Source organism: Nocardioides zeicaulis, assembly GCF_042432345.1.
Lineage (GTDB): Bacteria > Actinomycetota > Actinomycetes > Propionibacteriales > Nocardioidaceae > Nocardioides > Nocardioides zeicaulis.
The window spans coordinates 1250733-1272112 of sequence record NZ_JBHLXH010000001.1 but is presented as its reverse complement, the minus strand read 5'-3'; the positions used below and the strand labels follow the sequence as shown (position 1 = coordinate 1272112).

Annotated in this window: 18 protein-coding genes; 9 read left to right on the top strand and 9 right to left on the bottom strand. The window is 73.3% G+C overall.

All coding sequences use genetic code 11. The features are described from left to right. Window positions 1-741, top strand: a 741-nt coding sequence (locus tag ACFFJG_RS06260; protein ID WP_378517739.1) for an ABC transporter substrate-binding protein, incomplete at its 5' end; no start/stop codon positions are given. Between the two features lie 91 nt (window positions 742-832). Here the strand turns inward: ACFFJG_RS06260 and ACFFJG_RS06255 are convergent. Then, window positions 833-2026 carry a calcium:cation antiporter gene (locus ACFFJG_RS06255; RefSeq protein WP_378517738.1) on the bottom strand — a complete coding sequence of 398 codons (1194 nt, stop codon included), beginning with the start codon at window positions 2024-2026 and terminating at the stop codon, window positions 833-835. A gap of 53 nt (window positions 2027-2079) precedes the next feature. Continuing rightward, window positions 2080-3081, bottom strand: a complete 1002-nt coding sequence (locus tag ACFFJG_RS06250; RefSeq protein WP_378517737.1) for a GTP pyrophosphokinase — start codon at window positions 3079-3081, stop codon at window positions 2080-2082. 86 nt (window positions 3082-3167) lie between these two features. On the opposite strand from ACFFJG_RS06250, the gene ACFFJG_RS06245 reads away from it, so the two are divergent. Beyond that, on the top strand, window positions 3168-3767 hold the full coding sequence (locus tag ACFFJG_RS06245) for a hypothetical protein (RefSeq protein WP_378517736.1): 600 nt from the start codon (window positions 3168-3170) through the stop codon (window positions 3765-3767). 28 nt (window positions 3768-3795) lie between these two features. Here ACFFJG_RS06245 and ACFFJG_RS06240 read toward each other — a convergent pair whose 3' ends face one another. Together ACFFJG_RS06240 and ACFFJG_RS06235 are read right to left on the bottom strand one after the other, a co-directional pair. After that, the gene (locus ACFFJG_RS06240; RefSeq protein WP_378517735.1) at window positions 3796-5232 is read right to left on the bottom strand and encodes a phosphodiester glycosidase family protein; all 1437 of its coding nucleotides are present in this window, start codon (window positions 5230-5232) and stop codon (window positions 3796-3798) included. Between the two features lie 45 nt (window positions 5233-5277). After that, window positions 5278-5727: a MarR family winged helix-turn-helix transcriptional regulator gene (locus ACFFJG_RS06235; protein WP_378517734.1), complete on the bottom strand. Its 450-nt coding sequence runs from the start codon at window positions 5725-5727 to the stop codon at window positions 5278-5280. Window positions 5728-5849: 122 nt separating this feature from the next. Here ACFFJG_RS06235 and ACFFJG_RS06225 point away from each other — a divergent pair, with 122 nt between their 5' ends. After that, the gene (locus ACFFJG_RS06225) at window positions 5850-7082 is read left to right on the top strand and encodes a site-specific DNA-methyltransferase (RefSeq protein WP_378517733.1); all 1233 of its coding nucleotides are present in this window, start codon (window positions 5850-5852) and stop codon (window positions 7080-7082) included. 62 nt (window positions 7083-7144) lie between these two features. Here the strand turns inward: ACFFJG_RS06225 and ACFFJG_RS06220 are convergent, their stop codons facing one another. Further along, on the bottom strand, window positions 7145-8551 hold the full coding sequence (locus ACFFJG_RS06220) for a WS/DGAT/MGAT family O-acyltransferase (RefSeq protein WP_378517732.1): 1407 nt from the start codon (window positions 8549-8551) through the stop codon (window positions 7145-7147). A gap of 136 nt (window positions 8552-8687) precedes the next feature. Further along, on the bottom strand, window positions 8688-9821 hold the full coding sequence (locus tag ACFFJG_RS06215) for a glutamate--cysteine ligase (RefSeq protein WP_378517731.1): 1134 nt from the start codon (window positions 9819-9821) through the stop codon (window positions 8688-8690). A gap of 77 nt (window positions 9822-9898) precedes the next feature. Here ACFFJG_RS06215 and ACFFJG_RS06210 point away from each other — a divergent pair, with 77 nt between their 5' ends. Continuing rightward, a complete protein-coding gene (locus ACFFJG_RS06210) occupies window positions 9899-11368 on the top strand; it encodes a threonine/serine exporter family protein (protein ID WP_378517730.1) in 1470 nt (489 codons plus the stop codon). Here ACFFJG_RS06210 and ACFFJG_RS06205 read toward each other — a convergent pair. From ACFFJG_RS06205 to ACFFJG_RS06195, 3 genes are read right to left on the bottom strand one after another with little or no spacing between them, the layout of a single operon-like run. Further along, the gene (locus ACFFJG_RS06205) at window positions 11337-11918 is read right to left on the bottom strand and encodes a DUF402 domain-containing protein (protein WP_378517729.1); all 582 of its coding nucleotides are present in this window, start codon (window positions 11916-11918) and stop codon (window positions 11337-11339) included. The two genes, ACFFJG_RS06210 and ACFFJG_RS06205, sit on opposite strands and share 32 nt — an antisense overlap. A gap of 23 nt (window positions 11919-11941) precedes the next feature. After that, the gene (locus ACFFJG_RS06200) at window positions 11942-13369 is read right to left on the bottom strand and encodes a sensor histidine kinase (RefSeq protein ID WP_378517728.1); all 1428 of its coding nucleotides are present in this window, start codon (window positions 13367-13369) and stop codon (window positions 11942-11944) included. Beyond that, entirely contained in the window at window positions 13369-14091 is a 723-nt protein-coding gene (locus ACFFJG_RS06195; RefSeq protein ID WP_378517727.1) for a response regulator transcription factor, read from the bottom strand. Before ACFFJG_RS06195 ends, ACFFJG_RS06200 begins: the two co-directional genes overlap by 1 nt. Window positions 14092-14220: 129 nt before the next feature. On the opposite strand from ACFFJG_RS06195, the gene ACFFJG_RS06190 reads away from it, so the two are divergent. From ACFFJG_RS06190 to ACFFJG_RS06170, 5 genes are all read left to right on the top strand, one after another. Then, on the top strand, window positions 14221-14724 hold the full coding sequence (locus ACFFJG_RS06190) for a hypothetical protein (RefSeq protein ID WP_378517726.1): 504 nt from the start codon (window positions 14221-14223) through the stop codon (window positions 14722-14724). Between the two features lie 126 nt (window positions 14725-14850). Next, window positions 14851-18696: an ATP-dependent RNA helicase HrpA gene (hrpA, locus tag ACFFJG_RS06185; protein WP_378517725.1), complete on the top strand. Its 3846-nt coding sequence runs from the start codon at window positions 14851-14853 to the stop codon at window positions 18694-18696. A gap of 24 nt (window positions 18697-18720) precedes the next feature. Beyond that, a complete protein-coding gene (locus ACFFJG_RS06180; RefSeq protein ID WP_378517724.1) occupies window positions 18721-19317 on the top strand; it encodes a hypothetical protein in 597 nt (198 codons plus the stop codon). A 133-nt stretch (window positions 19318-19450) separates the two neighbouring features. Further along, window positions 19451-19936, top strand: a complete 486-nt coding sequence (locus ACFFJG_RS06175) for a type II toxin-antitoxin system PemK/MazF family toxin (protein ID WP_378517723.1) — start codon at window positions 19451-19453, stop codon at window positions 19934-19936. Window positions 19937-19945: 9 nt separating this feature from the next. Continuing rightward, window positions 19946-21376 (top strand): ABC transporter substrate-binding protein, encoded by a 1431-nt coding sequence (locus ACFFJG_RS06170; protein ID WP_378517722.1) that lies wholly within the window; start codon window positions 19946-19948, stop codon window positions 21374-21376. Window positions 21377-21380 lie beyond the last annotated feature (4 nt).

Genomic DNA, 21380 nt, shown 5'->3' with positions numbered 1-21380 from the left:
TCCCTGAGCTCCTGCGGCGGCAGCGCCAACGGTGAGTCCGCCGACGCCCTCAGCAAGGTCAACCCGGTCTTCGACGGGGTCCTGACCGTCTGCACCGACAGCCCGTACCAGCCCTTCGTCTACGAGGAGAAGGGCAAGCTGGTCGGCTTCGACGTCGACCTGGGCCAGGCGGTCGCCGACGCGCTGAAGGTCGACCTCGACGTGGTCGACGTCGCCTTCGACGACATCACGTCGGGCGACGCGCTCAACAAGGACGTCTGCGACGTGGCCATCTCGGCCATGACGATCACCGGCGACCGGGCGCGCGTGCTCGACTTCTCCAGCCCGTACTTCGACGCCAAGCAGGCGCTGATCACCCCGCGTGGCTCGGGTGTGGACGACCTCGCCGAGCTGGCCGGCAAGCGGGTGGGCGTGCAGAAGGACACCACCGGCGAGACCTACATGAGCGACTTCGCCCCCGACGGCACCCAGGTGCGGACGTACGACGACGCGGCGGGCCTGCAGGCCGCGCTGGCCGATGGCTCGATCGACGCCGCGATGCTCGACAACACGGTCTCGGGCCAGTTCGTCAAGGAGAACCCGAAGCTCAAGCTGGCCAAGGAGTTCGACACCGGCGAGCAGTACGGCATGGCGGTGAAGAAGGACGGCAACATCCCGCTCCTGCGCGTCATCAACAACACGCTGGTGAAGCTCCACGAGGACGGCACCTACGACAAGATCTACGCCTCGTACTTCGGCTGAGCCCCACGGCTCACGCCCTACGCACGACCGCGACCACGGCCCGGCAGGGGAACCTGCCGGGCCGTGGTGCGTCCGGAGCGGCCGGGCCGGGTCAGGGGGCGACGGTGAGGAAGACGAACGCCGCGAGCAGCACCAGGTGCACGCCGCCCTGGAGCGTCTTCGCGCGTCCGGGGACCACGGTGAGGATCGCGACCGCTGCGGTGAGCAGCAGCAGAACTGCCTGGAGCTGGTTGAGGCCGAGCGCCAGCGGGCCGTCGAGCCAGATGCTGGCCACGGCGATGGCGGGGATGGTGAGGCCGATGGAGGCCATCGCCGACCCGAGCGCGAGGTTGAGGCTGACCTGCACGCGGTTGCGGGAGGCGGCGCGCACGGCGGCGATGGTCTCGGGCGCGAGCACCAGCAGCGCGATCACCACGCCCACGACCGCCTGGGGGAAGCCGAGGGCCTCCACGCCCGACTCGATCGCGGGCGACTCGATCTTGGCGAGCCCGACGACCGAGATGAGCGACACCAAGAGCAGCCCCAGGCTGGTGAGCGTGGCGCGTCCCGTGGGCGGGTCGGCGTGCCCGTCCTCGTCGAGGTCGACCGGCTCGTGCTCGAAGCCCTCGGGGCGTTCCCTCACGGCCGCGCGCGCGGCCAGCCGGTCGTCGGCGGCCGCGGCGGCCTCGGCCCTGGTCGCGACCATCGGGACGTACTGGCCCGGCGCGACCGGCAGGAAGAAGTCGCGGTGCCGGATGGTCTGGGTGAAGACGAACATGCCGTAGAGGGCGAGGGAGGCGATCGCGGCGAACGCGAGCTGGGCGCCGGTGAACTCCGGGCCGGGCTCGGACGTGGTGACCGAGGGGATCACCAGGCACAGCACGGCCAGCGAGATGACCGTGGCCAGCGCGGCGCCCGTGCCCTCGGGGTTGAAGACCGCGAGGTGGTGCTTGAGCGCCCCGACGAGCAGCGAGAGGCCGACGATGCCGTTGACGGTGATCATCACCGCGGCGAAGACGGTGTCGCGGGCCAGGCCCGAGGAGTCCTTGTCGGCGGTGACCATGAGCGTCACGATGAGGCCGACCTCGATGATGGTGACGGCGACCGCGAGGACGAGCGAGCCGTAGGGCTCGCCCACGCGGTGGGCGACGACCTCGGCGTGGTGGACCGCCGCGAGCACCGCTCCGACGAGCACCAGCGCGAGCACGCCCAGCACCAGGGTGCTGTCGGGATGGGCGAACCATGCCGGCACCAGGGCGGCGACGGCCAGGACGGGGGCGACGGTGGTCCACGACGGCCGGTTCATGCTGCAACCCTAGGGGGGCTGCCTGAGGACGGTTCTCAGCCGGACGGGCGCCCTCAGGCGACGGGGCCGGTCAGCTTCTCCAGTCGCGCCCGCAGCTTCGGCACGCGGTGGCTGTTGCCCTCCAGCGTGACGTACTGCTCCCCGAAGATGGCCAGCAGCGCGTCGTCGAGACGGCGTACGGCGCCGGCGGGGTAGCGGTAGCCCATCCGCCGGATGACCGCGTCGGCGTCGACGGAGGTCAGCAGGTCGGCGAGGTCGTCGATCGAGTCGATGCCCAGCTGGGCGAGGAGGTCGGCGATCCAGTCGTAGTGGTCGGTGTGGGACCAGCCGGCGTCGCTGTAGTGGCCGGCGAGGAACGTGGCGAGCTCCTGGCCGACGATGTGGTCGGCCTCGGCCTCCGTCGGGCTGCCGGGTGCCGCCGCCTGGATCCGGGCGCGGATCGTGGAGAACTCGCGGTCGGCGAGCTCGATCAGGCCGGCCGCGAGCGTGAAGCGGCGGTCGAGGTCGGCGGCGGCGTCCTCGGGGACGTTGCCCTTGTAGCGGATGTCGTGCTCGAACTCCGCCCACGCGTGCTGCAGCACGGTGCGCACCTGCACGCTCGCCCGGTGGCCGGCGAGCCCGGCGTGCTGCGTGTCGTCGTCGCGCGCCCGGACGAGCAGGTGGCGGCTGGCGTAGCCGAAGCGTCCGCTGCGCGCGGTCTCCTCGCCGAGGTCGCGGTCGTCGAGCAGGTCGAGCTCGTCGGCGAGCAGGTCGGCCACCGCGGCGACGTCGCTGTGCACGTAGGTGATGACCCGGACGCCGATGAGGTCGGTGATCTGGGTGAGCGGGTCGGGGTAGAGCGGCCGGCCGTCGGCGCTGCGATTGGCCTTCGCGGCGAAGGAGGCGACGCTCTTGGTGCGGCCGGTGACGCTGAGGTAGTCGATGCCGGCGTCGTCGAGCAGCGTGCGCACCAGGGTGCCGTACCCGGTGGTGGCGGCGGTCAGCTGCGGCTGCATCGCGGCGTACTCGCGCACCGCCTCGCGGACGGGCTCGGTCACGGGCTCGGTGTCGGGCATGCGCCCAGCCTGCCAGTGCGCCCACCGCACCGTCGACGCCGCGCCTGCCGGGGGAGCGGACGGGGCCCCGCTACCGTCTCACCACCATGACCACCACACTGCGCCGCTCGGGCGCCCGCACCCGCACCCTCGCCGGCCTCCTCGGCGGCCTCGCGCTCGCTGCCAGCCTCACCGCCTGCGGTGGGGACGACGGCGGTGACGACGTCGCGAGCGACCCGTCCGCCTCGTCGACGCCGTCCAGCACGCCGAGCACCGACCCGGCGCAGACCCCGTCGTCCACGACCACTCCCGAGCCCGACACCGGCAGCTCCTCCCGGGGGCCGATCGAGGTGACCGGCTCCGCCGGCGTGAAGGACGCGACGCTGATGACCGCCACCGACGCGGGCGGTGAGGCGTCCTCGATGGCCTTCGCCGTCGACACCGACCAGGCCCGTGCCGACTTCGCCTCGCAGCTCGAGGGCACCCTGGGTGACGAGGTCAGCCAGGAGGCCGCCCAGCAGCAGGCCGCCGCGCCCGGCACGACGCCGTACGCCGCGATCGTCGGGGTCGGCTGCGAGCCCCCGACGTCGGTGGCGGTCGACGCCGGCGAGGCCGGGTTCCAGGTCACGGCTGAGCTGCCGAAGAGCAACATGCAGTGCTTCGCGGCGATGACGTTCGTCGTCGTGTTCTCCGTGCCGGACGCCTGAGCGGCGCCCGGCGCTGCCGCCGGTCTAGTCAGCGTCCGGCCGTGGGCGCCGGCGGGATCGTCGGCGGCACGGTCGGCGTGGCCGTCGGGGTGGGCGTCGGGGTCGGCGTCGGCGTCGGGGTGGGCGTGGGCAGGATCGGGACGACCGGCGGCAGCTCGCCGTGGTAGACCACGCCGAAGGCGTTGGCCACCAGTCGCTCGTTGCCGTCGGAGGGCTCGTTGACCAGGCCCATCGCGCCGCTGGCGGTGCGGGTGTACATCGCCGAGGAGCCGCCGCCGTCGAAGTTGATCGCGTTCTCCGCGCCGAGCGCGGTCATCATGTCGGCGAGCTCGACCATCGTGTAGCCGCGGCTCACCGACGAGCGCCCGTCGACGACCAGGATGAGGAGCTTGCGACCGTCGGCGTCGATGCCCACGGCCGTGCGCGGGTGGGCGATCGTGTTGTTGATGACCGTGCGCACGCCGTTGACGAGCAGCGGGCGGTCGCCGCTGATCGCCATCGTGGGCTTGCCGCCCTCGATCCGCTTCGACAGCGTGAGCTTCGTGCCCTTCTCGAGCGACTTGAGCCGGGCCGCCATGGGGCCGGTGCCGATGATCACCCGCTCCTTGCGGTGGATCTTCTTGCCGCTCGAGAGCGTCGGCTTGTTGGAGACGACGCGGTTCTTGCGCAGCCAGACCTCGCGCGCGCGCTTCTTGCCCGAGGTGACCTGGTAGCCCTGGGTGCGGTGCCAGTCGGAGGTGAACACCCCGACCTGCCCGGGCGTGATGCCGGGGTGGTTGATCCCGGTCACGGTCCAGTCGGGGTGCTGGCGGATCGTGTACTGCAGGCCGAGGGGGCTCACGTGCGGGCCGGTGCTGTCGAACCACAGCGTGGAGTTCACGCCGGGGATCCAGCCGTCGCGGGTGCCGCCGAGGATGCCCCGGCTGCCGTTGATCGTGACGCCGAGCGGCGCGTCGGTGCGCCCGATGTCGAAGAAGTCGCCGTTGACCGCGGTGAGGGCGCCGTTCCAGGCGCCGAACTGGCTGACCTTCTTGCGGCTGGTGACGTAGGTCGGTGACAGCTCCTCGAAGGAGACGTTCGGTGCGTCGAGGCTGACGGTGACGAGGTTCATCCGGACCTGGCCGACCGGCTGCCGGCCGTCGACCTGGTCCCACTCGCGGAGCACGACGCCGGGCGCGATCTCGTAGCTGGTGTCGTTCTTCACCAGCGCGCGGTTACGCAGCGCGACCGGGGGACCGACGACCGTGCCGGGCTTGCCGTCGGACGTCTGGTCGCGGCCGCGGTAGCCCCCGGCCTGGCCCGTGCCGAGGCCGTTGCCGGCCCTCGCCGAGGCGGTCGCGTCGCGGTCGTCGGCCATCGACGGGGCGACGCCGAGACCTGCGACGAGCACGCCGGCGGTAGCGACGGTGAGCAGGCGGCTGCGCGTCAGCGGAGCGTGGGCAGGGCGGCGCGGGAAGACAGGCACGCGCTCCAGAGTAGGCGCGATCTGGGGCTGGTGTGAATGATGGGATCAATTCGCCGGAGGAGCGGGGGCCTCGCGCAACGACCGCACCATGCTCTGCAGGCTGCGCATCGCCTGCACCCGGTCGGCCTCCGTCATGCCCGCGAGCATCCGCACCTCAACACCGCGGACCGCGGCGGACGCGGCCTCGAGCTGGCGACGACCCCGTGGGGTCAGGCGGGCGGGCAACGCCTTGCCGACGGGTGCCTCGGCGGGACGGGTGACGAGCCCGTCGCGCTCGAGCGCCTGGAGCAGCACGTTCATCGACTGCCGGGTGACGAAGGCGCCCCGCGCGAGCTCGGAGTTCGAGAGGCCGGGGCGCTGGGCGAGGAGCTCGAGGCAGGAGTAGTGGGTGATGGTCATCCCGAGCGGTCGCAGCACGTCCTCCATAGAGGTCCGCAGCGCCGCGGACGCCTGCTTGAGACCGCCCCACGCGGTCGTCTTCGACACTGCGCCCATCGCCTTCGCCGTCCGCGACCTCGCGCCCGGGACCGACCTCGACGCCGTCGCGCAGCCCGGGCTACCACGTCACCCTGCACGATCGCGCCTGATCCGTGAGCGGGACGTCCTAGGCTGCCGACGTGGCCGACGAGTCGACGTGGGACCCTGCGGGCGCGCAGGGGTGGAACACCTTCGTCGCCGGCGACAACCTCGACGTCCTGCCGCGGCTGGCGCCGGGGTCGGTGGACCTCGTCTACACCGACCCGCCCTACAACACCGGCAACGACTTCGCCTACGCCGACACCTTCCGCGACGCCTCGCACACCGATCCCTACGCGCGCCGCCACCGCGCGTGGACCGACATGATGCGGCCCCGGCTCGAGGCGGTGCGCGAGGTCCTCGCCCCGCACGGCGCGGTGTTCGTCAGCATCGACGACAACGAGGCCGCCCATCTCCGGCTGCTGATGGATGAGGTCTTCGGCGAGGCCAACTTCCTGGCGCAGGTCGTGGTCAACCTCAACCCCAAGGGCCGCCAGCTCGGCCGCGGCTTCGCGACCAGCCACGAGTACGTCCTGGCGTACGCCCGCGACCTGCCGCAGTGCCTCGTCGACGGCAGCACGAGCGAGTCGGTCGACGAGGCCGACTTCCCGCACGCCACCGAGGACGGTCGCCGCTTCCGCTATCTCCCGCTGCGCAACACCAACAAGAAGTTCACGCCGCTGACGACGCCGACGCTGCACTACCCGCTGTGGGGCGACCCCGGCACGGGTCGGGTCGCGACGACGGAGTTCGCGGGGAGCCGGGAGCTGACCCCGGTCTTCGGCGACGGCCGCCCCGCGGTGTGGCGCTGGTCGCGACCGCGGGTCGACGAGCGGCCCGACGACCTCGTGTGCCGGGTGATCCGTGGGCGCGCCGGCGAGCGCGCCGACATCTTCCAGCGCGACTGGCTGCACCGCGAGGGCGGGCGCCGCAAGAAGCTGCGCACCATCTGGCTGGCCGAGGAGATCGGCTCCACCGACACGGCCGTCGCCGAGCTCAAGGCGCTGGTCGGCCACGTCTTCGAGTCGCCCAAGCCCACCGGGCTCGTACGTCGGATCCTGGCGACGGTGCCCGACGACGTCGTGGTGCTCGACCCCTTCGCCGGGAGCGGCACCACGGGTCACGCGGTCGCCCTCGCCAACCGGGCCGACGGTGGCACCCGCCGCTGCCTGAGCATCAACTCCGCCGAGCCCACTCGCGAGGGCTCGAACGCCCGCGCCGCCGGGCTGCTGACCGTCGCCGACATCACCCGGGCCCGGCTCACGGCGGTCGCCGAGCAGGTCGGCGGCGGGCTCGAGGTGCTCGACCTTGCACCCGGATCTCGTGGTTCGTAGCCGAGATCTCGGGTGCTCAGCACGAGAGTCCCCGGATATCCGGGGACTTCAGCTGGCCCGCCTCAGACGCCGGCGGCGCGCTCGAGGGCGGTCAGCTCCGCGTCGAGGTGGCCGAGCATCAGCTGGAGGCGGGGGACGGTGCGGCGGCAGCCGGTGAGGCCGAAGCACATCTTGCCGTCGTAGGAGGTGCAGGTGATGTTGAGCGCCATCCCGTTGATCGGGATGGAGAGCGGGTAGGTGCCAACAAGCCGGGCGCCGTTCCAGTAGTGGGTGGTGCGGGGCCCGGGGACGTTGCTGACGATGAGGTTGTAGGGCGGGCGCACGATGCCCTGCATCCGCAGCACCGGCGCGAGGATCGCCGGCGCCTGGCCGAGCGCGCTCATCGCGAGGACCTGGGTCGGGGTCATCGCCGACAGGCCCTGCTTGCCGTCGCTCATCGACCGGTGGATCGCGGCGAGCCGGTCGGCCGGGTCGGACAGGTGGGTGCCGAGCTGCACCATCACGGAGCCGACCGCGTTGCCGCCGTCGGAGGAGGCGAGGTGCGACTCCTTGGCCTTCAGCCCGACCGGCACCATCGAGACGAGGGTCGTCTCCGGGAGCGCGTCTAGCTCGAGCAGGTAGGCGCGGATCGCGCCGCTGACCATGGCGAGCACGACGTCGTTGATCGTGGTGCCGCTCGCCCTGCCAACCGCGCGCAGGCGCTCGATCGGCCAGTCCTGGGCGGCGAACCGGCGCGAGCCGGTGATGTTCTGGTTGAGGATCGTGCGCGGGGCGTAGAGCGAGAGCGCGGAGGTCTCGTTGCGCACGCTGCGGTTGAGGGTGCGCACCAGCGCGCCGGGCATGCCCGCCGCCTCGGAGGCGATGGCCAGCGCGGTGCGCACGGTCTGCGCCGAGACGTCGGCCAGCGAGACGTCGGCGGGCGGGTCGTGCTGCACGGGGCGCGGCGCACCGGGACGCTTCGCCCACGGCGCCGGCATGTCGCGCTCGTCGGGGTCGGTGGACAGCACGCTCGCCAGCAGCCGCATCGCCGAGACGCCGTCGACCAGGGCGTGGTGGGTCTTGGTGTACATCGCGACCCGGCCGTCGCGCAGGCCCTCGATGATCGTGGCCTCCCACAGCGGTCGCTCCCAGGCCAGGCGGGTGCTGTGCAGGCGCGAGCACAGCTCGAACAGCTCGCGGACCCGGCCGGGCTTCGGCAGCGCGCTGTGCCGCACGTGGTGCTCGATGTCGAACTGCTCGTCGGGCTGCCAGACCAGCTGGCCGGCGGTGCGCAGCGAGCGGTGGGGGTGCTGGAGGAAGAGCGGCGCGATCTCCTCGACGTCGCGCATCTGCTCGTACATCTCGCGCACGTAGCCGCGTCCCGCACCCTCGGGCTTCTCGAAGAGCTGCAGGCCGCCGACGTGCATCGGCATGTTGCGGTTCTCGGCGAGCAGGAAGCCGGTCGCGGTCGGGTCGATCGGGTTGACCACTGCTACTCCTCGGTGTCCGCCCGGCGCCTGGCCGCGTGTGGGTCCGCGCATCCTCTCGTCCCGGTGACGACGGCCACAACCCTTTCGGCGGGCAGGTGCACGGGTGGGTGGACGGGGCGGGACGGGGCGGCGTACGTCAGCGGCCGAGGGAGGTGCGCAGCTCCTGGACGACGGAGTCGACGACGGCGACCAGGTCCCCGTGGTGGCCGGCGGCGACCCGGCGCTGGCGCTGGGCCGACGAGCCGCGCGGAGGGATGTCGGCGACCGAGCGGAGCTCGTCCTCGCAGCCGAGCCGGCGCGCGACCGGAGTGAGGCGCTCGAGGAGGTCGTCGAGGTCCTCGGTGACCAGCCGCTCGCGGTTGCGGTCGTCGAGGATCACGATCGCGTCGAGGCCGTAGCGCGCGGCGCGCCACTTGTTCTCCTGCACCTGCCAGGGCGGCAGCGTCGGCAGCGTCTCGCCCGCGACGAGGCGGGCGTCGAGGTCGACGACGAGACAGTGCACCAGGGCGACCAGGGCCGACAGCTCGCGCACGTCGGAGACGCCGTCGCACACCCGGTGCTCGAGGGTGCCCAGGTGCGGGGCGGGGCGTACGTCCCAGCGCACGTCGGCCATCGAGTCGATGATCCCGGTCGTGGTCTGGTCGGCGATGCACTGCTCGAAGGCCGACCAGGTCTCGAAGGTGAACGGCAGCCCGGCGGTCGGGAGCTGCTGGAACATCAACGCCCGGTTGGAGGCGTAGCCGGTGTCCTGGCCGGCCCAGAACGGCGAGCTCGCCGACAGGGCGAGGAGGTGGGGGTAGGTCGTCAGCAGCGACGAGATGACCGGCATCACCCGGTCGCGCTCGGGCATGCCGACGTGCACGTGGACCCCCCAGATCAGCATCTGGCGGCCCCACCACTGCGTGCGGTTGATCAGCTCCTCGTAGCGGTGGCCCTCGGTGAGCTGCTGGTGCGACCAGTCGGCGAAGGGGTGGGCCCCGGCGCCCATCAGGTCGACGCGGAGCTCGTCGGCGGCGTCCATGACGGTGCCCAGCGTGGCGGTGAGGTCGTCGACGGCCTCGGCGACGGTGTGGCAGATCCCGGTGACCACCTCGACGGTGTTGCGCAGCAGCTCCTGGTGCAGCCGCTCGGGGTGCGCGAGGCGCGGACCGGCGAGGTCGGCGAGCGCCGCGGCCGAGCTGACCAGGTCGCGGGTCTCGCGGTCGACCAGCGCGAGCTCCCACTCGACGCCGAGCGTGGGCTCCGCGGAGGCGTGGAAGTCGATGCGCATGGGGCAACTCTAGGGACGTCGCCCGGCCCGCCGGACCACCTGCCGCGGTGGGCCCGCCCGGGTGCCACCATGTCGGCGTGGACCAGATCGAGCAGCCGGAGGCAGCCGCCGAGTGGGCCCGCGGCGGGGCCAGGGAGGTCGCGGCGGCGCAGGCCCGCGAGGAGGCGGAGCAGCGCGCGCACGAGGAGGCGGAGCGGGCCCGCGAGGTGCACCTGACGATGGACCTGTGCCTGCGCATCGGCGAGATGCTGCTGTCGTCGGGCGCCGGCGCGGCCGACGTCACCGCCACGATGCGCTCCGTCGGCGACCACCTCGGGCTGCGCGGGGCGGAGGTCGACGTGACCTTCACCGCCCTGTCGATGAGCTTCCAGCGCTCCGCGGACGAGGTCCCGACGCTGCTGGTGCGCCACGTGCAGCAGCGCGACATCGACTACGAGGACCTCACCGCCGTGGACCACCTCGTCCGCGACGTGCTGACCGACCACGTCGACCTCTGGACCGCCCGCACCCGGATGGCCACCATCGTCTCGCTCGGCCACGCCTTCCCGCGGTGGGCGGTGACCATCGCGTGGGCCGTGATGGCGGCGGCGGTCGGCGTCTTCCTCGGCGGAGGGGCCGTCGTCTCCGCGGTGGCCGCGGTCGCGGCGGTGCTCATCGACCGCGTCCAGCTGCTGATGTCGCGCCGGCGCCTGCCGTTCTTCTACCTCCAGGTCGCGGGAGGGGCGATCGCGACGCTGCTCGCCGCGGCCGTGGCGGCCACGCCGATCGAGGTCGACCCGTCGCTGGTCGTGACCGCCAACATCATCCTGCTGCTCGCCGGGATCGGCCTGATGGGCGCGGTGCAGGACGCCCTGACCGGCTTCTACCTCACCTCCGGCGCCCGCCTGATCGAGGCGATGATGTCGACGGCCGGCATCATCGCCGGCGTCGGCTTCGGTATCTCCATCGCGGACGGGCTAGGCGTGCCCCTCGGCCAGCTCGTGCCCGGCAAGCTCGGGAGCATCTCCGACCTGCCCGCGGTGCTCGGTGGCGCCGCGGTCTCGGCGGCGGCGTTCAGCGTCGCCTGCTACGCGCCGAGGCGTGCCGTCGTGCCGGTGGCCCTCACCACCGCCGCTGCCGCGCTGGTGTCGCAGGTGCTGACCGTCGGCGGCTTCGGGCGGGCCGCGGCCGCGGGTGCGGCGGCGTTCTTCATCGGCCTGGTGGCCTACGCGGTGGCCGGGCGGGTCAAGGTGCCGCCGCTGGTCGTGGCGGTGCCGGCGATCGTGCCGTTCCTGCCCGGCCTGTCGATCTACCGCGGCCTGACCTTCCTCGCCGAGGGCGGGACGGTCGTCTCCCAGGGCATCCTCGCCCTGATGACCGCGATCTCGGTCGCGATCGCCCTCGCCTCCGGGGTGATCCTCGGTGAGTACCTCGCCCAGCCGGTGAAGCGCGAGGCACGCCGTCTCGAGAACCGGCTCGCCGGGCCCCGCCTGGTCGGGCCGTTCCGCGCGATGACCCGCGCCGAGCGGCGGGCGTTCAAGCGCTCGGAGCAGCGCCCCGGCGACTGAGCTCGTCGAGCCAGCGCCGGTGCGAGCCGTCGTACGGCGCCGCTCCCGCGCGCACCGCGGCCAGCACCTCGTCGCAGCTGGCCCGAGCGGCCGCGACGACGTCGGCGGGGTAGCCGAGGGCCACCTGGTGCTCGGCGAACTCGTCCTCGTCGTCGACGAACACGCCGCCGGGGCCGACCGGGGGCTCGTCCCACGGCGCCGGCGGTCCGCCGGTCGGCGGCTCGGGAGGCAGCCGGATCACGTCGAGGTCGAGGTCGACCGAGCGCAGCACGGTGCCGTCCCACACGGCCGGGGTGGTGACGTCGACGTAGAGGTCGCACCAGATGCCGGGAGCCTGGAAGGTGGGCAGGTGCCACGCCCCCGGGCGTACGAGGGTCACGCAGTCGACCGCGGAGCGGAACTCGTTGCCGGGGCGGTGGTTGTGGGTGCCGCGGGGGAAGCCGATCCACTCGCCGTGCTCGTCCTCGCCGAGCAGCACGCCGTCGAACTCCCAGTGCGGCCGGTCGCCCCACTTGGTCATCGCGACGTGGACGGGTGTGCCGGGCTCCATGCCCGCCAACCTAGGTCACCTGCTCAGCGGCGGGGGAGACGGACGGTGACGGTCGTGTCACCGGGACGGCTCTCGAGGGCGACCGAGCCGCCGTGGGCGCCCACGATGGCCTCGACCAGCGAGAGCCCCAGGCCCGCGCCGCCGTCGCGGGTGCGGGCGGCGTCACCGCGGGTGAACCGCTCGAACGCCCGGGGCGCGAGGTCGGCGGCGAAGCCGGGCCCGTCGTCGTGGACGGTGAAGCCGTCGGGGTCCGCGGTCACGGTGACGGTGCTGCCGGGCGGGGTGTACTTCCGGGCGTTCGTGAGCAGGTTGGTCGCGACCTGGTGCAGCCGCGCGTCGTCACCGGTGACGGTGATCGGGTCCTCGGGCAGCGAGAGCCGCCACGAGCGCTCCCGGTCCACGACCCGGGCGTCGTCGACGGCCTCCATCAGCAGCCGGGAGAGGTCGACGGTGCCGCGCTCGAGCGGCCGGCCGGCGTCGAGGCGCGCGAGCAGGAGCAGGTCCTCGACCAGCGCCTTCATCCGTGCCGACTCGGTCTCGACCTTGTCGAGCGCCGTGCCGGTCGTCTCGGGGCGCCGCCGGGCGAGCTCGGTGTAGCCGGCGATGGTGGCCAGCGGGGTGCGCAGCTCGTGGGAGGCGTCGGCGACGAACTGCCGAACCTGCTGCTCGCTGCGGTGGCGCTGCGAGAGCGACTGCTCGACGTGGTCGAGCATCTGGTTGAGCGCCGAGCCGACCTGGCCGACCTCGGTCGCCTCGTCGGTGAGCCGTTCCGGCACCCGCTCCCGCAGCACGATCTCGCCCTGGTCGAGCGGCAGCTCGGCGACCCGGTGCGCGGTGCCGGCGACCTCACGCAGCGGCGCGAGCTGACGGCGTACGACCCAGGTGCCGGCCGCTGCTGCGGCGAGGACACCGAGCAGGGTGGCGAGCAGCTCGAGGCGCACCAGCTCGGTGAGGGTGTGGTCCCGCATCTCGGTCGGCAGCCCGATCAGCTCCTGGCCGCCGTCGATCGCCTCCTGGGACAGCACCCGGTAGTCACCGAGCCCTGGAAGGTCCACGTCCTGCGGCTCCGCCGAGCCCGCGGCCGCGACCAGCGCGGTGAGCTGGGCGGAGGTGAGGTCGGGCGCGCCCGCCTGGCCGCCCCGGATCACCTTGCCGTAGCCGGTGCCGTCCGGGGTAACGTGGGCGAAGACCGACCCGTAGCGCTGGCCGAGGTAGGCCCGGTCGTCCCCGTCGTCGTCGCGCGGGAGCGGCGGCAGCTGGCCGCGGGCACCCGGCCCGCCGAACCCCCGCCCGATGCTCGAGCGCAGCTCGTCGTCGAGCTGCTGGGTGAGCTGGGCGCGCATCGCCAGGGTGGTCGCGGTGCCGATGACGAGCGCCGCGACCGCCACGAGCAGCACCGCCACGGCGACCAGGCGGGCCGTGAGCGTGCGGGGGAGGTGGGGGCGCCGCATCAAGGGGCCGGCTTCAGGACGTAGCCCGCGCCGCGCATCGTGTGGATCATCGGCTCCCGGCCGGCGTCGATCTTCTTGCGCAGGTAGGAGATGTAGAGCTCGACGACGTTGGCCTGCCCGCCGAAGTCGTACTGCCAGACGCGGTCGAGGATCTGCGCCTTGCTGAGCACGCGGCGCGGGTTGCGCATCAGGAAGCGCAGCAGCTCGAACTCGGTGGCGGTCAGGGTGATCTCCTCGCCGCCGCGGTGCACCTCGTGGCTGTCCTCGTCGAGGGTCAGGTCGCCGACCACGAGCACGTTGCCGGCGTCGGCCTGCGCCGCGGTGCCGCCGCGGCGGATCAGCCCGCGCAGCCGCGCCACCACCTCCTCCAGCGAGAAGGGCTTGGTGACGTAGTCGTCGCCGCCCGCGGTGAGCCCTGCGATCCGGTCCTCGAGGGCGTCCTTGGCGGTCAGGAACAGCACCGGGACGTCGCTGCCGTCGGCGCGCATCCGGCGCAGCACCTCGAGGCCGTCGAAGTCGGGCAGCATGATGTCGAGCACGATGGCGTCGGGGCGGAAGTCGCGGGCGATGGCGACCGCGTCCGTGCCGGTGTGCGCCATCCGCAGGTCCCAGCCCTCGTAGCGCAGTGCCATCGCGAGGAGCTCGGCGATGTTGACCTCGTCGTCGACGACGAGGACACGCACGGGGGACCCGTCGGGACGGGTCAGCTGGGGCACGCTCATGGGGCCATCCTGCTCCCGCAGCCTGTGGGCTTGCTGTGAGGTCGCTGTCCGTGTCCGGTCAGCACCTTCACGGCGGTCGCAGGGCCGGCGCACAGGTCGCGCACAGGGAGCCGGCCGAGGTTGGGTGGCATGAGCGAGAAGGACCAGCCGCACGACGAGACCCAGCCGGTGCGCCCGCAGGCAGCCGCCCCGCAGCCCGCCCCCGGGGGCGGCGGGACCCCTACCGCCGAGCCTGCCGCCGAGCCCGCCGCCGACCCCGCCGTCGACCGGGCCACCACGGAGCAGCCCGCCGCGGGGCAGCCGGCTCCGTCCGCGGCGTACGCCCCGCCCCCGCCGCCGCCCGGACGGGGCTGGGGCCGCGCCCGTCGGTGGCGCGACCAGGCTCCGGGCGACCGTGCCTACGGGCTGGGCGCGCTCATCGCCTCCGCGCTCGCCGGCGTCATCCTCGGCACCGTCGGCACGGCCGTCTTCCACGCGGTCGCTGACGACCACGGGCCCGGCGACCGGTTCGGCCAGCACGGCCCGATGCCGGACCGCGACGGCCGCCGCGGCCCGATGTTCGGCGGCGGTCCCGGCGTGCCGGGCCAGCTCCAGCCGACGACCCCGCCCGAGGACGACGACTCCTCGTCCTGAGACGTCGAGTCGGCGCTGGTATATCGCGAACTCGCGCCGACTCGGTGCGCTTGGGCGGTGCACGAGCGCCGACTCGGGATCGCTGGGACGGGCTGCCGCGAAACCCGGTTGCCGTGGTGGGCGAGAATGGCGCCCGTTGTGAAGATCACCTACCCCGCCGAGCTCCCGGTCTCCGCCCGCCGCGACGACATCGCCGCGGCGATCCGCGACCACCAGGTCGTCATCGTCGCCGGCGAGACCGGCTCGGGGAAGACCACCCAGCTGCCGAAGATCTGCCTGGAGCTGGGCCGCGGCCAGGACAAGCTCATCGGCCACACGCAGCCGCGCCGGATCGCGGCGCGCTCGGTGGCCGAGCGGATCGCCGAGGAGCTCGGCACCGAGCTCGGCGACGTCGTGGGCTACCAGGTGCGCTTCACCGACCGCACCAGCCGGGCCAGCCGGGTCAAGCTGATGACCGACGGCATCCTGCTCGCCGAGCTCCAGCGCGACCGCGACCTGCGCCGCTACGACACGATCATCATCGACGAGGCCCACGAGCGCAGCCTCAACATCGACTTCCTCCTCGGCTACCTCAAGCGGCTGCTGCCGCGCCGGCCCGACCTCAAGGTCGTGATCACCAGCGCGACGATCGACGTCGACCGCTTCGCCGCCCACTTCGCCGCCCCGGTGGTCGAGGTCTCGGGGCGCACCTACCCGGTCGAGATCCGGTACCGCCCGCTGTTCGAGCTGCCCGAGGAGGACGAGGAGGGCGAGCCGGTCCAGCGCGACCAGACCGAGGCGATCCTCGACGCCGTGCGCGAGCTCTCGGCCGAGGGCCCCGGCGACGTGCTGGTGTTCCTGCCCGGAGAGCGCGAGATCCGGGACACGGCCGATGCGTTCGAGGCGCTCGGCAGCGACCGGCTCGAGATCGTCCCGCTCTACTCCCGCCTCAGCGCCGCCGACCAGCACAAGGTCTTCTCCAGCCACTCCTCGCTCGTGCGCCGCGTGGTGCTCGCGACCAACGTGGCGGAGACGTCGCTGACGGTCCCCGGCATCCGGTACGTCGTCGACACCGGCGTCGCGCGCATCAGCCGCTACTCCGTGCGCACCAAGGTGCAGCGGCTGCCCATCGAGCCGATCAGCCAGGCGTCGGCCAACCAGCGCTCCGGCCGCTGCGGCCGTGTGTCCGAGGGCATCGCGATCCGGCTCTACTCGGAGGAGGACTTCGAGGCCCGTCCCGAGTTCACCGACCCCGAGATCCTGCGCACCAACCTCGCCAGCGTCATCCTCCAGATGGCCTCGCTGCGCCTGGGCGACATCGCCCGGTTCCCCTTCGTCGAGCCGCCCGACCGCCGCAACATCAAGGCCGGCACCGACCTGCTCGAGGAGCTCGGTGCGCTGACGACGGGGCCCGACCCCAGGTCCTCGCACCCCGACCGACGGGGGAGCGCGCCGCGTCTCACCGAGGTCGGCCGGCGCCTGGCCCGGCTGCCGATCGACCCGCGCCTGGGCCGGATGATCCTCGAGGCCGACCGCCTCGGCTGCCTGCGCGACGTCCTGGTGATCGCCGCGGCCCTCTCGGTGCAGGACCCGCGCGAGCGACCGGAGGAGCAGCGCGCGCAGGCCGACCAGCTGCACGCCCGCTTCACCCACGAGTCGAGCGACTTCCTTACCTGGCTCAACCTGTGGCGCCACGTGAAGCAGCAGCAGCGCGAGCTCTCCTCCAGCGCCTTCCGCCGCATGTGCAAGCGCGAGCACCTCAACTACCTCCGCATCCGCGAGTGGCAGGACTACGAGTCGCAGCTGCGCCAGGTGTGCAAGGAGCTGAAGCTCGAGCTCGGTCGCGCCGGCAGCGCCCCGCAGGACGGCGGCGAGGGCGGGGCGGCGTACGACGAGGACGGCATCCACCAGGCCCTGCTGTCCGGGCTGCTCAGCCACGTCGGCGCGCTCGAGGAGCGCGAGAAGGGCAAGCCGGGGGAGCGGCGCCCGATGCGGGAGTACCTCGGCGCCCGCAACGCGCGCTTCGCGGTCTTCCCCGGCAGCGTGCTCAAGGGCCGCAACCCCGCCTTCCTGATGAGCGCCGAGCTGGTCGAGACCTCACGGCTGTGGGCCCGCCAGAACGCCGCGATCCAGCCCGAGTGGGCCGAGCGCCTCGGCGCCCACCTGGTGAAGCGCACCTACTCCGAGCCGCACTGGTCGCGCAAGCGGGCTGCGGTGATGGCGCGCGAGCGGGTCACGCTCTACGGCGTCCCGCTGGTCGCCGACCGGCTCGTGCAGTACGGCCGCATCGACCCGGCCCTGGCGCGCGAGCTGTTCATCCGCCACGCCCTCGTCGAGCGCGACTGGGACTCCCGCCACCGCTTCCTCGCCGAGAACGCCCGGCTGCTGGAGGAGGCCGAGGAGCTCGAGCACCGCGCCCGGCGCCGCGACATCGTCGTCGACGAGCAGACCCTCTTCGACTTCTACGACGCCCGCGTCGGCGACGACGTGGTCAGCGGCCAGCACTTCGACCAGTGGTGGAAGCGCGCGCGGCAGAAGAAGCCCGACCTGCTCACCTTCGACCCCGACATGCTGACCAACGAGGCGGCGGGCGAGGTGCGCGAGCGCGACTTCCCGACCCAGTGGCACGACAGCGACGAGGCCGGGCTGACGTTCCCGATCAGCTACCACTTCGAGCCCGGTGCCGCCGACGACGGCCTCACCATCGACGTGCCCGTGGCGACGCTCAACCGGATCGACGCCGACGACTTCTCCTGGCTCGTCCCCGGCCTTCGCGAGGAGCTGGTGACCGAGCTGATCCGCTCGCTGCCGAAGAACCTCCGCGTCTCGATGGTGCCCGCGCCCAACACCGCACGGGAGTTCCTCGCCGCGACCCCGCCCGGCGCCGAGCCGCTGCTCGACGCGCTCGAGCGCTTCGCCCGCAGCACCCGCAGCCTGGTCATCGACCGCGACGCCTGGGACTGGTCCAAGGTCCCGGCGCACCTGCAGCCGACCTACCGCGTGGTCACCGAGGAGGGCTCCGAGGCGGGTCGCGGCAAGGACCTCGACGCCCTCAAGGAGCCGCTGCGCCCGACCTTCGAGCAGGCGATGGCCGACGTCGCCGCCGACTCCGGCGTCACCGCCACCGGCCGGGTGTCGTGGACGTTCGGCACCGTCGAGGAGTCGTTCGTCCAGCGACGTGCGGGCCACGAGGTGCGCGGCTTCCCGGCGCTCGTCGACGAGGGCGCCACGGTCGGCCTCCAGGTCCTCGCGACCCCCGACGAGGCGGCGGCGCACCACCGCCTCGGCGTACGACGCCTGGTGCTGCTCGCGCTCGGGCCCGCCGCCCCGGTCGACGAGGTGCTCGCGGCCGCCGGGCTCGACCAGCGCGCCAAGCTGGCGCTCGTCGGCTCGCCCTACCCCTCGGTCGGCGACCTGCTCGCCGACCTCCGCGCGGCGCTCGTCGGCGAGGTCGTCGACGCCCGCCCCGCGGTGCGTGACGAGGCGGCGTTCGACGCGGTGGTCGCCGCCGCCCGCACGGCCGTCGCCAAGGGCCTCGCGCCCGCCGTGCACGACGTGATGCGGGTGCTCGAGGCGTGGCGCACGACCGACCGCGCCCTGTCCGGCCGCGCCGACCTGATGACGCTCCCCGCGCTCACCGACATGCGGGCGCAGGTCGCCCGGCTCGTGGCACCCGGCTTCCTCGGCGAGGCGGGCGCCGCCCGGCTGCGCGACTACCCGCGCTACCTGGCTGCGGTCACGCACCGCCGCGAGCGGCTCGACCAGCAGGTGGCGCGCGACCGCCAGCTGATGGACCAGCTCTCCGGCCTCCAGGAGGCGTGGCTGCACGCCGTCGCCGCGCTGCCCGACGGCCAGCCCCTGCCGCAGCACCTGCGCGAGGCCCGCTGGCTGCTCGAGGAGTACCGCGTCTCGTTGTTCGCCCAGCAGCTCGGCACGCGCGAGAAGGTCAGCGACCAGCGGATCCGCAAGGTGCTCGGACGCGCCGCCGGCTGACCGCCGACGGCCTAGGCTGGGCCGGTGACCGGACGCCAGCACCACCGCCCGATGACCCCCGGGGACGCGTTCTTCGCCGAGATCGTCGGCGGGGCCGACCCGGCCCGCCTGCGCGAGGCCGGTGACCTCGCCGCCACCGTCCTGGTGCGCGGGGCGCGCGGGTCCGACGACCCCGCCCTCGCCGAGCGGATCGTCCACCTCGCCGAGACCGAGGGCCTCGAGACGCTCGCGGAGGTCTGGTCGGGCGCCCCCGCCGACACCCTCGCCGGCAGCCTCTGGCGGCTGTTCCTCCTGCGCTCCTGGGTGCACGCCGCCCCCGAGCAGGTCTCCCGCGAGTACGACGCCGGCCAGCGCCGCGTCGACGTCGCCCGGGTGGTCGCCGGGGTGGCCGACCCTCCGGGGCCCGACGAGCTGCGCCGCATGGTCGACGAGGTGCTGCGCGGCATCGCCGGCGGCGACTTCGCCGTGACCCTCTTCCGCGCCGCGGCCTTCGCCCGCATCGTCGCGGCCGGGCGTGCGGCGCTCGGCGTCGCCAGCCACGAGGAGATCAGCCGGATGCTGGCGCTGTCCGAGCAGCTCGAGGCAGCCGGTCATGGGGAAATCCGGGACACGCTGGCCTGAGCGGTTAAAATATCTGTGAGCACGCCGGGTCGTGGCAGCCCCGGGTTCCAAGATCAGCCGCTTCGAGCGGCCACGCGCCGTGAGGCGCTCCCGGCCCGGCGTGCTCCTTCACACCGGCCCTAGGCTCGGCCCCATGAGCCTGCGCCGTCGCCTCGCCGCCCTGCTGTCGCGCCCCGCCCGCCCCGCGGCTCCGGCCCCCGGCAGCGCACCGACGGCGGCGTCCCCGGCCGCCCCGACGTCGCCGAGCGCACGCTACGCGCCCGAGTCAGACGGCGAGCCCGACCCGGGCGAGGTGGTCTGGGCGTGGGTGCCCTACGAGGACGACCCGAGCCAGGGCAAGGACCGCCCGGTGCTGGTCCTCGACACCGAGGGCGACGGCTGGACCGGGCTGATGCTCACCAGCAAGGACCACGACCGCGACGCCGCCGACGAGGCGCGCTGGGGCCGGCACTGGATGGACGTCGGCAGCGGCGGGTGGGACCGGCAGGGGAGGCCGAGCGAGGTGCGGCTCGACCGGAAAATCCACCTCGAGCGCGACGGCGTACGACGGGAGGGCGCGGCCCTCGACCGGGCGGTGTTCGACGCCGTCGTCGCGGCGGTGCGTGGGCTCTCCCGCTAGGGTCACTGCGTGGTTCGTGTGCCTGCCCGTCGTGCTGCCCTGGCCAGCTGTGCCCTGATGGTCGCGGTGGCGACCGCGGCCTGCAGCGGCGGCGGCGACCCCGACCCGAGGCCGACGTCCGCGCCCACCACCAAGCCCTCGCCGTCCGACACCAAGCCGCGCCAGGTGACGTTCGGCGCCTTCGGCAGCAAGGAGGAGGTGGCCGCCTTCCAGAAGGTGGTCGACGGCTTCAACGCCGCCTCCAGCACCCGCAAGGTCACCCTGAAGTCGTGGCCCGACCACGAGTCGGCGCTCGCCGACGTGCTCGCCGGCAACGCGCCCGACGCGTTCCTCACCTCCCGCATCGACCTCGACCAGCTCGTCGAGGCCGACGCCGTGCAGCCGGTCAGCCTGCTGCTCGACGAGCGGGGCGTCGACTTCGGTGACCGGTTCTCCCGCGACGCCGTCGACGCCTTCGCGATGGACTCCGAGCTCCAGTGCATGGCGTACTCGGTCTCGCCGATGGTCGTCTACTACAACACCGACCTGGTCGACTTCGACAAGATGGAGCGCCGCGGGCTCGACGTCCCCAACGTCAACGCCGAGGGCTTCCGCGACCGGTGGACGCTGGCGGAGTTCGCGGCCGCCGCGCAGTTCGCCTCGCGCCGCGGCGACGAGCGCGGCGTGTGGATCGACCCGACGCTGCAGGGCCTCGCCCCGTTCATCTACTCCGGCGACGGCAACGTCTTCGACGACGACCGCGACCCCACCTCGCTCGCCTTCTCCGACGACAGCACCCGCGCGGCGCTCGACCAGACGCTGGCGATCCTGCGTGACCCCACCGTGACGCCCACCAACGCCCAGCTCGCCCGCGCGACGCCGGTCCAGCTGTTCAAGCGCGGCGAGCTCGCGATGATCGCCGGGTTCCGCAACCTCGTGCCCGAGCTGCGCGAGGCCGACGACCTCGACTTCGACGTGCTCCCGATGCCCACCATCGACACCCGCGCCACCATCGGCGACATCAGCGGCCTGTGCCTGTCGAAGGACTCCGACGTGCAGGGCGACGCGGCCGACTTCATCGCCTACGCCGTCTCCGACCCCGCGATGGCGACCGTGGCCACCACCGGCTACATCGTCCCGGCCAACACCGAGGTCGCCTCCTCGCCCGACTACCTCGCGCCCGGCCTGCAGCCGGCCCACTCCGGGATCTTCACCGACTCGATCCGCTACATGGAGGTGCCGCCCTTCATCGACGACCGCCTGGCACTCGTCGACGCCGTCACCCCGCTCCTCGAGCGACTCGTCACCGCCCCCGGCACCCTCGACCTCGACCAGGTCACCGAGGAGATCGACGACGCGTCGCGGGCCGTCCTCTCGCCCGAGGAGACCGAGTCGCCGTCGGATTCACCGTCGGACTCGCCGTCGGAGTCGCCCAGCGAGTCGGAGTCGCCGAGCGAGTAGGGCC